Origin of the sequence: Stenotrophomonas sp. BR163 (genome assembly GCF_047520985.2) — a bacterium.
Taxonomy (GTDB): Bacteria; Pseudomonadota; Gammaproteobacteria; order Xanthomonadales; family Xanthomonadaceae; genus Stenotrophomonas; species Stenotrophomonas sepilia.
On record NZ_JAXBRE020000015.1, the window covers coordinates 59983 to 73600 of the forward strand.

14 protein-coding genes and 1 pseudogene are annotated in these 13618 nt (G+C 67.6%); 9 read left to right on the forward strand and 6 right to left on the reverse strand.

Features of this window, described 5'->3' with window-relative positions; translation table 11 throughout:
• Positions 1 to 50: 50 nt before the first annotated feature.
• The 3 genes from ACM0PY_RS13565 (at position 51) to ACM0PY_RS13575 (ending at position 1747) form a co-directional block, all read left to right on the forward strand.
• Complete coding sequence (locus tag ACM0PY_RS13565) at positions 51 to 377, forward strand: low molecular weight protein tyrosine phosphatase family protein (RefSeq protein WP_005420343.1); 327 nt, start codon at positions 51 to 53, stop codon at positions 375 to 377.
• Positions 378 to 554: 177 nt separating this feature from the next.
• Positions 555 to 1109: a hypothetical protein gene (locus ACM0PY_RS13570; protein WP_111176037.1), complete on the forward strand. Its 555-nt coding sequence runs from the start codon at positions 555 to 557 to the stop codon at positions 1107 to 1109.
• A 191-nt stretch (positions 1110 to 1300) separates the two neighbouring features.
• The gene (locus tag ACM0PY_RS13575) at positions 1301 to 1747 is read left to right on the forward strand and encodes a universal stress protein (RefSeq protein WP_069138872.1); all 447 of its coding nucleotides are present in this window, start codon (positions 1301 to 1303) and stop codon (positions 1745 to 1747) included.
• 171 nt (positions 1748 to 1918) lie between these two features.
• Here ACM0PY_RS13575 and ACM0PY_RS13580 read toward each other — a convergent pair whose 3' ends face one another.
• A complete protein-coding gene (locus tag ACM0PY_RS13580) occupies positions 1919 to 2203 on the reverse strand; it encodes a DUF2782 domain-containing protein (protein ID WP_005420332.1) in 285 nt (94 codons plus the stop codon).
• A gap of 98 nt (positions 2204 to 2301) precedes the next feature.
• Here ACM0PY_RS13580 and polA point away from each other — a divergent pair, with 98 nt between their 5' ends.
• Together polA and ACM0PY_RS13590 are read left to right on the forward strand one after the other, a co-directional pair.
• On the forward strand, positions 2302 to 5076 hold the full coding sequence (gene polA, locus ACM0PY_RS13585; RefSeq protein ID WP_180883650.1) for a DNA polymerase I: 2775 nt from the start codon (positions 2302 to 2304) through the stop codon (positions 5074 to 5076).
• 371 nt (positions 5077 to 5447) lie between these two features.
• A pseudogene (locus tag ACM0PY_RS13590) lies at positions 5448 to 5615 on the forward strand (YetF domain-containing protein); the annotation flags it as partial.
• A gap of 36 nt (positions 5616 to 5651) precedes the next feature.
• Here the strand turns inward: ACM0PY_RS13590 and hemF are convergent.
• The 5 genes from hemF to ACM0PY_RS13615 form a co-directional block, all read right to left on the reverse strand.
• Positions 5652 to 6548: an oxygen-dependent coproporphyrinogen oxidase gene (gene hemF, locus ACM0PY_RS13595; RefSeq protein WP_049415973.1), complete on the reverse strand. Its 897-nt coding sequence runs from the start codon at positions 6546 to 6548 to the stop codon at positions 5652 to 5654.
• A 54-nt stretch (positions 6549 to 6602) separates the two neighbouring features.
• Positions 6603 to 8216 (reverse strand): hypothetical protein, encoded by a 1614-nt coding sequence (locus tag ACM0PY_RS13600; protein ID WP_180883652.1) that lies wholly within the window; start codon positions 8214 to 8216, stop codon positions 6603 to 6605.
• 70 nt (positions 8217 to 8286) lie between these two features.
• Complete coding sequence (locus tag ACM0PY_RS13605; RefSeq protein ID WP_180883654.1) at positions 8287 to 8847, reverse strand: hypothetical protein; 561 nt, start codon at positions 8845 to 8847, stop codon at positions 8287 to 8289.
• Between the two features lie 30 nt (positions 8848 to 8877).
• Entirely contained in the window at positions 8878 to 9297 is a 420-nt protein-coding gene (locus tag ACM0PY_RS13610; RefSeq protein WP_005420325.1) for an NUDIX hydrolase, read from the reverse strand.
• Positions 9294 to 11663 (reverse strand): S9 family peptidase, encoded by a 2370-nt coding sequence (locus ACM0PY_RS13615; protein WP_180883657.1) that lies wholly within the window; start codon positions 11661 to 11663, stop codon positions 9294 to 9296. The genes ACM0PY_RS13610 and ACM0PY_RS13615 overlap by 4 nt, the downstream gene beginning before the upstream one ends.
• Positions 11664 to 11824: 161 nt before the next feature.
• Here ACM0PY_RS13615 and ACM0PY_RS13620 point away from each other — a divergent pair, with 161 nt between their 5' ends.
• The 4 genes from ACM0PY_RS13620 (at position 11825) to ACM0PY_RS13635 (ending at position 13579) form a co-directional block, all read left to right on the forward strand.
• Entirely contained in the window at positions 11825 to 12277 is a 453-nt protein-coding gene (locus ACM0PY_RS13620) for a hypothetical protein (RefSeq protein ID WP_111201088.1), read from the forward strand.
• 70 nt (positions 12278 to 12347) lie between these two features.
• A complete protein-coding gene (locus ACM0PY_RS13625) occupies positions 12348 to 12677 on the forward strand; it encodes a hypothetical protein (protein ID WP_005414880.1) in 330 nt (109 codons plus the stop codon).
• A gap of 36 nt (positions 12678 to 12713) precedes the next feature.
• A complete protein-coding gene (locus ACM0PY_RS13630) occupies positions 12714 to 13367 on the forward strand; it encodes an RNA polymerase sigma factor (protein ID WP_111201089.1) in 654 nt (217 codons plus the stop codon).
• Positions 13364 to 13579, forward strand: a complete 216-nt coding sequence (locus ACM0PY_RS13635; protein WP_053498343.1) for a hypothetical protein — start codon at positions 13364 to 13366, stop codon at positions 13577 to 13579. Before ACM0PY_RS13630 ends, ACM0PY_RS13635 begins: the two co-directional genes overlap by 4 nt.
• Positions 13580 to 13618: the final 39 nt, after the last annotated feature.

Consider the following 13618-nt stretch of genomic DNA (forward strand, 5'->3'; position numbering starts at 1 on the left):
CGGATCCCTTTCCGTTGGAAAAGGGATCCGACCCCGATTAGGCTGCGCTCATGACCCGCAACGTGCTCTTCCTCTGCAGTCAGAACCGCCTGCGCAGCCCGACGGCCGAGCAGGTATTCGCCGATTGGCCGGGTATCGAGACCGCCTCGGCCGGGTTGCTGGCCGATGCCGAGGAAGTGCTCAGCCCCGAGCTGCTGCAGTGGGCCGACCTGGTGTTCGTGATGGAGCGCGCCCACCGCAACCGGCTGTCCAGCCGCTACAAGGCGTGGTTGAACGGCAAGCGAGTGATCTGCCTGGATATTCCGGACGACTACGAGTACATGGACCCGGTGCTGATCGAGCTGCTCAAGCACAAGGTGACGCCGTTCCTGCGTTGACGGGCTGTTGTAGAGCCGAGCCCATGCTCGGCTGCTTCTGGCGGGAAAAGCAGCCGAGCACGGGCTATGCCGGTCGTCCTGACCGGCACCCTTCGGGCCGTCGCAAGCGACGTTGGCAGCGGCTCCTGCCGCTACCTTCGGCTCTACAATAGGCGGCACTTCTTCCAGGAACGCCCCATGACCGAACCCACGCTCCACGTCACCGTGAAGTTGAACGCCCGGTTGCAGCCGGAGCATCGCCACGAGCTGTTCGAAGACCCGCTCGATGCGCTGCTGCAGGCGGCCAATGTCGGCGAGATCACCGGTGGCGGCACCGCGATGTCCGACGACGGCGAGGTCGAATACGGCGATATCGAAGTGGCACTGGTCGACGTGGCCGGGGTGCCCAAGCTGATCGACCTGCTGGAGCAGCTGGGTGCGCCGAAGGGGTCGAAGATCCAGGGGGCAGGCGAAGCTGATCGCAGCTTCGGCGTGACCGAGGGCCTGGGCATCTACCTGGATGGCCTGAACCTGCCGGACGAAGTCTACGAACAGTGCGATTCCAACCACGTATTCGAGCAGCTGTCCGGGAACATCGATGGCCTGGGCGAGATCTGCAGCTGGTGGCAGGGCCCGACCGAAACCGCACTGTACATGTACGGCGAATCGTTCGAGGCGATGCGTGATGCGATTGCCGAATTCGTGTCCAGTTATCCGCTGTGCCAGAACGCACGCGTGGTGCAGATCGCCTGAGCGACATTGTTGTGGAGCCGAGCATGGGCTCGGCTCTACAGAAGTGGGCCGGCCGAGCGCGTCCCTCGGACCACGCGACGGTGCGCACGGGCCCCTGCACAGCGCCGGATTGATCCTGCTCAAGGCGCCGCCTCCACATCCGGTGTGCAATGGTGGCGTTCCCATCTGGCAGACCGCCACGGAGCCCCACCATGTACAAGCGCATCCTGATTGCCACCGACGGGTCCGAGCTGGCCGACAAGGGCCTGGCCAAGGGCCTGGAGCTGGCCAAGGACCTCAACGCCGAGGTCGATATCGTGACTGTCTCCGAGCCGTGGGCCGTCGGCATGTACGACGCCATGGGCTGGAGCGTGGGCTACATGAACAGCCCGGAATACAAGGCTGACCGCGAGGAAGGCGCGCAGAAGGTGCTGCAGCCGGCGCTGGCCAAGGCTGCCGAGCAGGGCATCGCCGCCAACCCGGTGCACGTGCTGGACCGCTACGCGGCCGACGGCATCATCGAGACGGCGGCCGAGCGCAACAGCGACCTGATCGTGATGACCTCGCACGGCCGCCGTGGCGTGACCCGCGTGCTGCTGGGCAGCCAGACTGCCGAGGTGCTGGCACGCAGCACGCTGCCGGTACTGGTCATCCGCTGATCCATACCCGCAGATTCAAGCGTTCCCGGGGAGGGACCCGACGCCGGTGCGCAGGATGCGTGCCGGCGTTGTTTTTTTGTGGGGGGATCGGCGGCCGTGCCGATGGCTTCGAGGGGGTCAGAGCCCTTTCCTGTGGAAAGGGATCCGACCCCGGTCACAACCCCGGTCACCTCACCAGCTGTACAGCTTCCAGTAGACCGGCGAGACACCGTCCTTGTCGTTGTCCATGCGGCCGTCGCCGTTCTTGTCATACATGTAGAACGGGGCACCGCGCGACGGGGTCACCTTGACCATGCGCAGCTGGCCGGACACACGGTATTCCTCGATGGTGTCACCGTTGTCCATGGTGCGCCTGGACACATCCGCGCCCTTGACGTCCACCGGGGGAGCACCCGCGCCACCCATGCTGGCGCAGCCAGCGAGCAGGAGCAGGGAAGCCAGCATCAGGGTCTTCATCGGCGGGGGCCTTTGCCTGGAAAGAGCCCTGATTATGCCCCATCGCGGTGTGCGCGCCGTGTCGCCGCGGTGCAGGCACGGGCGCGTAGAATCGGCGCATGAGCAGATTAGTCCTGATCGACGGGTCCAGTTACCTGTACCGCGCGTTCCACGCGCTGCCGCCCCTGTCCAACGCACAGGGCGAACCCACCGGCGCGCTGTTCGGCGTGGTCAACATGCTGCGTTCGACGCTGAAGGAGCGCCCCGCCTACGTCGCGTTCGTGGTCGATGCGCCCGGCAAGACCTTCCGTGATGACCTGTACGACCAGTACAAGGCCAACCGCCCGCCGATGCCCGATGAACTGCGCAGCCAGGTCGAGCCGATGTGCCGCATCGTCGAAGCGCTGGGCATCAGCATCCTGCGCATCCCCGGCGTGGAAGCCGACGATGTGATCGGCACGCTTGCGCTGCAGGGCCTGGCGCAGGATCTGAAGGTGACCATTTCCACCGGTGACAAGGACTTTGCCCAGCTGGTGCGGCCGGGCATCGAACTGGTCAACACCATGACCGGCAGCCGCATGGATTCCGACGCGGCGGTGATGGACAAGTTCGGCGTGCGCGCCGATCAGATCATCGACCTGCTGGCGCTGATGGGCGACGCGGTCGACAACGTGCCGGGCGTGGAGAAGTGCGGGCCGAAGACCGCTGCCAAGTGGCTGGCCGAGTACCAGCACCTGGACGGGGTGATGGCGGCGGCGCCGACCATGAAGGGCAAGATCGGCGAGAACCTGCGCGCTGCGCTGGAACGCCTGCCGCTGAACCGCGAATTGGTGACGATCCGCACCGACCTCGCGCTTGAGGCCAGCCCGACCAGCCTGGCGCTGCGCGAGCAGGACGTGCCGGCGCTGACCGAACTGTATACGCGCTACGGCTTCACCCAGGCCCTGAAGGAACTTGGTGCACCTGTGCCGGCGCCGGCAGCGGCCAGCGAGGCAACCCCGAGCCTGCGCGGCACTGCGGCCGGCTTCGCACGTGGCAGCGTCGAGGCGCCCGCCGCCGGCACGCTGGATCCGGCACTGTCCGCGCCGGGTGAATACGAGACCGTTCTGACCGCCGAGCAGCTGCAGGCCTGGGTCGAACGCCTGCAGCAGGCAGACCTGATCAGCTTCGACACCGAGACCGACGCACTGGATGCGATGCGCGCGCGCCTGGTCGGCATCAGCCTGGCGGTCGAGCCGGGCAGGGCCGCCTATATTCCGGTCGGCCACGATTACCCCGGCGCGCCGGCCCAGCTGCCGATGCAGCAGGTGCTGGATGCGCTGCGCCCGGCGCTGCAGGACCCGGCGAAGAAGAAGCTGGGCCAGCATGGCAAGTACGACCTGCACGTGCTGCGCCGCCACGGCGTGGAGGTGCAGGGCTACCACGACGACACCATGCTCGAGAGCTTCGTGCTCAACTCCACCGCCACCCGCCACGACATGGATTCGCTGGCCCTGCGTTACCTGGGCTACAGCACCCTCAAGTTCGAGGACGTGGCCGGCAAGGGTGCCAAGCAGATTCCGTTCTCGCAGGTGGGCATCGACGAAGCCAGCCGCTATGCCGCCGAAGATGCCGACATCACCCTGCGCCTGCACCATGCATTGCAGCCGCAGCTGCTGGCCGAGCCGGCGCTGGACAGCGTGTACCGCGATATCGAGATGCCGCTGGTGCCGGTGCTGGCCAGCATCGAAGCCAATGGCGTGCGGATCGACACCGACGAACTGCGCCGGCAGAGCCAGGACCTGTCCTCGCGCATGCTGGCCGCGCAGCAGAAGGCCACCGAGCTGGCCGGGCGCAGCTTCAACCTCGATTCGCCCAAGCAGCTGCAGGCGGTGCTGTTCGACGAGCTGAAGCTGCCGGCGGTGGTGAAGACCCCGAAGGGCCAGCCCAGCACCAACGAAGAGGCGCTGGAGGCGATTGCCGACCAGCATGAACTGCCGCGGGTGATCCTCGACTACCGCGGATTGGCCAAGCTGCGCAGCACCTACACCGACAAGCTGCCGGAGATGGTCAATCCGGACACCGGCCGGGTGCACACCAGCTACCACCAGTCCGGCGCCGCTACCGGCCGCCTGTCCTCGTCGGACCCGAACCTGCAGAACATCCCGATCCGCACCGAGGACGGTCGTCGCATCCGCCGCGCGTTCGTGGCGCCGGAAGGCTGCCAGCTGCTGGCCGCCGACTATTCGCAGATCGAGCTGCGGATCATGGCGCACCTGTCCGAGGACCCGGGCCTGGTGCGCGCCTTCGAGCAGGGTGCCGACGTGCACCGCGCCACCGCCGCCGAGGTGTTCGGACGCACGCTGGAAGAGGTGACCCCGAACGAGCGCCGCGCCGCCAAGGCGATCAACTTCGGCCTGATGTACGGCATGAGCGCCTTCGGCCTGGCCCGCAACCTGGGCATCGACCGTGGCCAGGCGCAGGACTACGTGGCGCTGTACTTCAGCCGCTATCCGGGCGTGCGCGACTTCATGGAACGGATGCGCCAGCAGGCCCGTGACCAGGGCTATGTGGAAACCCTGTTCGGTCGCCGCCTGTACCTGAACGACATCCACGCCCGCAACCAGGGCCTGCGCGCAGGTGCCGAACGCGCGGCGATCAACGCGCCGATGCAGGGCACCGCCGCCGACATCATCAAGCGTGCAATGGTGAATGTGGACCAGTGGCTGCGCGACAGCGGGGCACCGGCACGGATGATCCTGCAGGTGCACGATGAACTGGTCTTCGAAACCGAAAGCAGTTTCGTTGAAGACTTGCGTTTGCAGGTGGTGGAACGCATGTCGCAAGCGGCCAAACTGCGGGTGCCGCTGGTGGTCGACACGGGCGTCGGCAACAACTGGGACGAAGCGCACTGACGGCATTTCAGGCCGAAAACGACGTGAATGTGTTCATGAGTCGGGGGTTTCTGACTCGACCATGAATGTTGCCCCGATTGAATTTCATTAAATGGGGCCCCTTCACGAACCGTTAGTGTTCGGAGTGCTTCTATAACTCCCGACAGGCGCAATGCCTGTTGTGGATCTCTCCCATCCCCTGGAGCAGATCTCGGAACGGGGACTCCTCCCCAAGTGCCCGTTCCCCGGCCCCGTTGACCTCCCCCTGGTCAGCGGGGCTTTTTATTTGTACTGCCGGAACCGCAGATGGGGTCAGGATGGGCCACTGTCCAGCAGGGGAAGACCATGCCCGACCTGTTCGCGCTGGCCATGCCGTGGTGGGAATTCATCCTGCGCGCGGTGGTCGCCTGTTCGAGGCGGTATTTCGCCGCGAGCTGATCAGCCGCGCCGACTTCGATGCCGCGCTGCGCCAGCAGGGCGGGCTGCAGATTGAAGACGTGCAGATTGCCCTGCTGGAGACGACAGGGCACATCACCATCATCGCGCGGAAGGGCAGCTGACCAGCGCCGAGCCCACGTCCCGCGCGACGACACCCCTCAGAGCCAGTCGCGCGGCACCAGGTAGTCGGCCAGGCGCGATTCGGGGCTGCCGGGTTCGGGCGAGAAGCCGTATTCCCAGCGCACCCGCGGCGGCAGGCTCATCAGGATGCTTTCGCTGCGGCCACCGCTCTGCAGCCCGAACAGGGTGCCGCGGTCGTAGACCAGGTTGAATTCCACGTAGCGGCCGCGGCGGTACAGCTGGAACTCGCGTTCGCGTTCGCCATGTGGTGTGTCCTTGCGCTGCTGCACGATCGGCAGGTACGCATCGAGGAAGCCGTCGCCGACCGCGCGCAGATAATCGAAATCGCGCTCGAAATCGCCGTGCAGGTCGTCGAAGAACAGACCGCCGACGCCGCGCGTTTCGTTGCGATGACGCAGGAAGAAGTATTCGTCGCACCAGCGCTTGTGCGCGGCGTAGCGTTCGTCGCCGAACGGCGCACACAGATCGCGTGCGACCCGGTGCCAGTGCTGCACGTCCTCGTCGAACGGATAGAACGGGGTCAGGTCGAAGCCGCCGCCGAACCAGCTGGCTACCACTTCACCGTCGCGCTGCGCCTGGAAGAAGCGCACGTTGGCATGGGTGGTCGGCACGTACGGGTTGAGCGGGTGGAACACCAGCGACACGCCGGTGGCGCGCCAGGAGGCGCCCGCCAGTTCCGGGCGGTTGGCCGAGGCCGACGGCGGCAGGCGGCTGCCAGCGACGTCGGAGAAGCCGATGCCGGCCTGCTCGAACACTGCGCCGTCGCGCAGCACGCGGGTACGCCCGCCACCGCCCTCGGCACGCTGCCACAGGTCTTCCTGGAAGCGGGCCCGGCCATCGACGGCCTCGATCGCCGCACAGATGCGGTCCTGCAGCTCGGTGAGGTAGGCGCGAACGCGCTCGAATTCGTTCATGGCGCGTACTTTACCGCAGGGCCCGGCCAACGCTGCGGACAGGCCCTGGCAGGCTCAGCGCTTGCGATTGGAAGTGCGCGGCGCCGGAGCGTCCTCGGCCGTCGCTTCGTCCACCGCCTCCTGCAGGACGCGACCCAGCTCCAGGGCGCTCCAGTTTCCGGTGTCCAGCACATCGCAGGCGACGTGGCGCCCGCTGCGGTCGGCGGCGCACAGCCGCTCCAGCGTCGCATGGGCGTCGACGTCGCTGCTGCGGCCCTGCGCTGCGACCAGGTTCTCGCAGCCCTCGCGCACGCCGGCACGGCACACGGTGGTGTAGTGCTCTGCCGCCTGTCGCCACTGGCCGGACAGCGCAAGACGGTTGCCAAGAATGTTGCAGCCCTGCAGCTTGCCCTGCGCGCAGCAGGCTTCGGCACCGCCGCTGGCCAGCGCTTGCGGGCAGTCCTGCGGCAGCGGTAGCACCGTGTAGTGTTTCGGCGGGCTGCAGGTGCTCGCGCCCTCGCCGGTCGGCACGAACACCTGGAAGCGTGTCCACGTGTCCAGGCCCAGCAGCTGGCCCCCGGGCAACGGCCGCAGCACGAAGTCGCCGCCCTTGTCGTGGCGGATGCGGACGTCGCCGTCTTCGACACGGGCACGCAGCTGGCTGTCCCAGCCGATGCCGACCCGTCCTGCATCGCCGAAGTCCAGCGTATCCATCAGGCCACCCGCGGCGCGGAAGGTGCCGCAGGGCAGCGCCGTAGCCGGCTGCGGCCGCAACGAGGCGCCCAGCGCCTGCAACGCAGGCAGGCGCTCACAGGCGGCGCTGTCATTGCCGGGCGCGCACGCTGTGGCCAGTGCCTGCACCGCCTGCAAGGGGTCGCCGGATTCCCACGAGAGCTCGGCCACGCGGCTGCAGAAGCCGCCATGGCCGACCTGCTGGCACAACTGCAACAGCTGCTGGCGCTGCGCGGCCGGCACCACCACCGGCGTGGAGGGTGACAGCACGGAGCTCACGGCTTCGACCATCGCCGCACCCATCGCGGCCTTGACGATCTGCTCCTGCAGCGCCGGATCCGCTTCCAGCGCCGCTGCACAGGCCGGTGTCTCGTTGCTGAAGCCGCCATTCCGGCACGGCACGGGCAGTTCGATGCCGGCCAGTGCGGTATCGAGGATGGCCTGTTGCTGCGCCTCATCCGGCGTGGCCGGCGCCCTGGCCTCGTCATGCCAGCGATCGGCCAGCTGCAGGCACATGCCGGGCACGCCTTCCCGGCACGCCGCTGCCAGCGCGGTGGGGGTCGCCTCGTGGCGGTTGTCCAGGCAGGCCGCCGCATCGGCCAGGCAGCTGCCCGCAGCCGGCGCGGCGGCTGCGGCGCACTGTGCAGGGGCCTGCAGGGTGTAGACCGTGCCGTCCACCTCGAGGATGCGGCCACGGTCGCGCACCTGCAGCGCGCTGGGCAGGCCATATTCCAGATTCACCAGCTGCAGCTTGCCTTCGATCTGCTGGAATGCTACCGGGGTCGGTGCGCTGCCGAAGTGCTTCTGCTCGCCACGGTTGGATGAGCTGACGCGCAGCGTGCTGCTGCCTTCGTCGGCCTTGAACAGGCCGCATTGCGGTGACTGTGCCGCGGCCACCGGCGTGGCCAGCAGCAACGCCCAGGCCAGCCAGTGGCGGTACGGTGCGAATGAGAGCATGTCGTCTCCTTGACGATCAAAGGCAAAACGCCGGGTGCTGCCGGAGGCCTTGGCCCACGCCCGGCAGAACTCAGTGGAAGCGCGCGCGCACGTCGGGGCGCAGCAGGCGCCAGGCCAGCCAGCCCTGCAGGCCGAGAAGCACGAACGACATGCCGACCACGGTCAGCGTGATCAGCCAGCGTTTCAGCTGCAGTTCCTGCAGCAGGGCCGGGTCATCGGCCAGCAACGGAATGAAGTCGCCCATGAACAGGTCCAGCCACCAGGCGGCTGCGAAGTTGGTCAGGGCACTCAGCAGCAGCAGTACCACGAAGCTCCACAGGCCCCAGCGACGTTCACGCAGCAGGCCCCAACTGGACACGGTCGAGGCCAGGCAGAACAGCGCGACGATCATTGACGCAGCCACCGGGTGCGACAGCAGCCAGACCAGGCTGTGCATCTGCTGGAGCTGCACTTCGCTTTCCACCAGGCGCCACAGCGCGAGGTTCTGCAGCGGCCACAGCACCAGCCCCTGCAGCACGAAGTAGATCGTCAGCAGCAGTGACAGCCAGAACGAAGCCTGTGCGACCGGGCGCACCCAGGCGTGATAGGCCGGAGAAAGCGGCGAGGGGATCGACGGGATCGACATTGACATCCGATGTCCTTGCAGTCGGCGCCCGCCTGCTCAGCGGGCCGTCGCCCGGGTGGCGACGGCCGGCAGGATATGGTGTTCGCTCAAGGGTGCCAAGGGCAGGCCATGCGGCGGTTGCAGCGGCACCCAGGCCAGTTCGGCAATTTCGGCGCGCGCCTGCGGCGCACCGTCCACCTGCACCCACCACGCCTGTGCCTGCACGCGGTGGCCGGGCTCGTTCACCGCCCAGTCCTCGAACGTGCCCAGCGCGATGGCGGCATCGGCGCGCAGCTGCACGCCCAGTTCCTCGTCCAGCTCGCGGGCCAGCGCCTGCAGGGGCGCCTCGCCGGGTTCGGGCTTGCCACCGGGCTGGATGAAGCGGCGCGCACCCTGCTTGCGCACCACCAGCGCCCGGCCGCGGTCATCCAGGATGACCGCAGCCACGATCCGGATCGTGGCTGCGGCGTTGCTCACTTCAGGTTCTGCTCGAACAGCTTGAGGATGCGCTTGTACTGGTCCAGCCAGGAATCGGCACGCACATAGCCGTGGCGTTCCAGCGGGTATGGGGCGATCGACCAGTTGTCCTTGTGCAGTTCGATCAGGCGCTGGGTGAGGTTCACCGAGTCCTGGAAGAACACGTTGTCATCCATCATGCCGTGGGCGATCAGCAGGTTGTCCTGCAGGTTCTGCGCGTACTCGATCGGCGAGGACACGCGGTACGCCTCCGGGTCGATGTCCGGGGTGTTGAGGATGTTGCTGGTGTAGCCGTGGTTGTAGTTGTGCCAGTCCACCACCGGGCGCAGCGCGGCGCCGGCCTTGAAGGTGCCCGGCGCACGGAACAGCGCCATGAAGGTCATGAAGCCGCCATAGGAACCGCCGTAGATGCCGGCGTGGTCGCGGTCACCCTGCTGGGTGTCGACCAGCCAGTCCAGGCCGTCCTTGTAGTCTTCCAGTTCCGGGTGGCCCATGTTGCGGTAGATGGCCGTGCGCCAGTCGCGGCCGTAGCCCTCGCTGCCGCGGTAGTCCATGTCCAGCACGATGTAGCCCTTCTGCACCAGCAGGTTGTGGAACATCTGCTCGCGGAAATAGGCCGGGTAGCGCTGGTGCACGTTCTGCAGGTAGCCGGCGCCGTGCACGAACATCACGATCGGATACTTGCGGCCCGGTTCCTTGTTTTCCGGTTCGTAGTACTTGGCCCAGACCACGCCGGCACCATGCTTGGACGGCACTGCCACCAGCTTCGGCTGGATCCACTGGCGTGCCTTGTAGTCGGCGGTGCGGGTGTCGGTCAGCACGCGCGCCTGGCCACCGGCACTGGGCAGTACCGCCAGCTGCGGCGGCAGGTAGGCGCCGGAGTAGCGCACCAGCAGCTGCTGGCCGTCGGGCGACAGCGAGAAATCCTCCACGCCGTTGAGGCTGGTCAGCTCGCGCACCTGGCGGCTGCCGGTGTCGACCGCGCAGACTTCGTAGTCATGCGGCGCCTGCTGGTTGCACAGGAAGTAGAAGCCCTTGCCATCGGCCGACGGCACCGGCGCCGAGGTTTCCCACTTGCCGCTGGTCAGCGCCTGCGGCTTGGCGGTGCCGGCCTGGGTGTACAGGTGCGAGAAGCCCGATTCCTCGGACAACAGCCACAGCGTGCGGCCATCGGCCATCCAGCCGAAATCGTTGAAGCCCCAGTTGATCCAGGCGTTGTCGGTCAGGCGGTGGCGGTTCTGCACGCGGCCGTCGGCAGCATTGAGGCTGATGATCCAGCGGTCCTTGTTGTCGTTGGCGCGCAGCATCACCGCGGCCTGCTGGCCGTCGGCGCTCCAGCGGATGCCGCCGCCCATGAAGTCGCTCATCACCTGCACGCTGCGCTCGCCCTTCAGCGCATCCTTGCCGGCCTTGCGGCGCAGTTCGGCCAGCGGGTCGGTGCTGATGCCCGGCAGGCCGGACAGCGAGACCTTCTCGGCCTTGCCGGTGCGCACGTCCACGTACCACAGGGTGTGTGGCTCGAAGCCGTTACGGCCGACGCGGGTGCGGGTGTCCTCGGTTTCCTCGTAGCCCGACTCGGTCACGTACAGCGGCATCTTGCTGGTGCGGCCGTCGTCAAAGTCCTTCGGCTTGGTCACCACGATCAGGTGGGTCAGGTCCGGCGACAGCACGCTGTCACCGATCTCGACGTCGGCGCCCAGGTAGACCGGGCCCGGTGCGCGGGTCGGATCAGCCTGGCGCCAGCGCTGGTCCTGGTCCTTCAATGCCTCGCGCTGCTCGCGGTCGCGGCGCAGGGTTTCCAGCGTGCGCAGCTGCTGGTCGCGCAGCACGTCGGCCTTCGGCGGCGTGCGCGGGTCCTTCTCGGCCTTCAGGCTGGCCACCTGCTGCACGCCGCTGGCGGCGGTCCAGTGGAACCAGTTCTGGCCGACGCGCCAGATCACGCCGTTGTCTGCGGCAAAGTTCACGTTGCCGGCGCGCTCGTTGCTGCGGGTCAGCTGGGTCAGCGCGCCGCTGCGCAGGTCGCGCACGAACACATCGCCATTGCGCACGAAGGCGCTGCGGCTGCGGCTGCGGTCGTAGACCGGATCGGCGACGTCCAGGGTGCCGCGCTGGTCATCGGCCACCTGCGCGGCCACGCCGCCGGCCACCGGCTGGCGGAAGGTGTCGCGCACCGGGCTGCCGTTGCGCTTGAGCTGGTATTCCACCTGCTGGCTGTTCCACGACCACCAGGCCTTCTCGACCGGCGGGCCGATCCAGTCCGGGTCGGCCATGGCCTGTTCGATGGTGATCGGCGTCGGCGCGGCATGCGCGGCCGGTGCGGCCAGCACGGCCGACAGCAGGAGGGACAGGGGCAGCACTCGGGACATGGGCGGACGGCACCAGAAGAGGAAACCGGGCAAGGGTAGCAGCCGTCCGGGCCGGGGGCAGGGGCCACAGGTCATGGCAGCGGAATCGGCAAAACGGCACCGCCCGGGTTGCTGCGACGGCGTGTGCGGCATGATGGTCATTCCGTTCGGATGGAACCGATATGTACCGCTACGACTACAGGATCTCTCTGGGCGTGCAGCACCCGACAGAGGCCGGCGCCGGAATTGCCGCCCGGCTGGATCTGGAACCGGCGTTTTCCCGTGATGTCGGGACCGGATATCGGGATCGCGACGGTACCTTGATCCGGGTTCATGCGGCGACCCGCGTGGTGTTCGTACTGGAGCGGGGCAAGGACGGCTGGCTGATGGATGCCTGGCCGGCGTTGGTCGATCTCCTGCGGGCACGCACCGACGTGATCAGGGAACTGCTGCATGAGGGGGCCGGGATCGGCCTGCGTGTTGGCATCTTTGGAAAGACGGCATGGGCGAGTTTCGAGCTGGATCCGCAGTTGCTGCGGCTGATGGCGGACCTGCAGCTGGATTTTCAGGTGGAGACCTATTTCCCCGACCCGACGGACACGACCGGCGCCAGCGAAACGTCGGCGGACACCTAGTGCAACCGGTTGCCGTGGTCGCGCATCCATTCTCCTGAACCCGCATCATCCATCGAACAGGAGCCCGACCATGCAGGAACTGATCCCGATCACCCTCTTCATCTGCATCGCCTACGCGATCCATGCCATTGCAGATGCGCGCGCGCGCAGCAAGCTGGTGGCCCCGCACGTACCGGAGGAAGTGATCCGCTCGCTGGCCGTGCTGGAAGAAGAGCGCCGCCGCCAGGGTGCGTTGCGCTGGGGCATCAGCCTGGTCTGCCTGGCCCTGGCCATGGCCCTGCTGGAAGCCATCGGGGCCCGTGACCTGACCTTTGGCGCCGCCGCCGCGCTGGTCGGCAGTGCCGGCCTCGGCCAGCTGCTGGCCTGGCACTTCACCCGGCCTGCCGCGCGCAAGGGCTGAGGCAGGCATGCCACGGGCACAGGGGGCGCCCCGCGCATGAGCCTGCTCGGCGAAGCGCTGTCGGCACTGCGGGGCCGTCGCCGCGAGGATACGGCGGCGACGGCGGCCCCCGCCAAAGCGCTGGACGCGGACCAGGCTCTGGTGCGGGCCATCATCGATGGCTCGCAGTCGGCCTTCGCGCAGCTGGTGGAGACCCACCAGCGCACCTGCGCGCATGTGATCGGACGCATGGTGGGCGACCGCGACCAGGTCGCCGACCTGCTGCAGGAAACTTTCCTTGCCGTGTTCCGCCAGCTGCATCGGTTTCGTTTTGAATGCTCGCTGCGCACCTGGGTTTCCCGGATCGCCTACACCACGGCGCTGCAGCACCTGCGCCGGCGGCGGCTGGAGGCGCAATGGAGGGTGGCGGTGGAGGTGCCGGAGGATCTGGGGATCGGCGATGAAGGCCCCGGGCCGGCCGAGTTGAGCGAGGCGCTGCAGGCCGGGCGCCAGCTCGGCGCGGCACTGGAACGGCTGAGTCCGCCGCAGCGCCTGATCGTCGGCCTGCATTACCTGGAGGATTTCGATCTGGCCGAGATCGAACAGGTGACCGGGCTGGCGCGCGGTACCATCAAGAGCCATCTGCACCGCGCGCGCCAGATCCTGAAGCAGGAACTGACGCGGCATGCCACCGCCGGAGAGCTGCTGTGAATCCACCGACCGACCCTCGCGATGCGGAAGCGCGCGCGCTGGCACAGGCGTTGCGTGAGCAGGCACAGCAGGAAGACACGCCGGATGTGAGCGAGGCGCTGCAGAAGCGCATTGCCGCTGAGTCGCGCGACGGTGGCGTGGGTTATGTGGTGGTGCAGGTGCTGTTGTTTGGCGCCCTGCTGGCTGCGGCGGCCTGGTATTTCTGGCACTGAGGCACCCGCCGGGCAAGGGGCCGCTCCAATCGCGGTGGG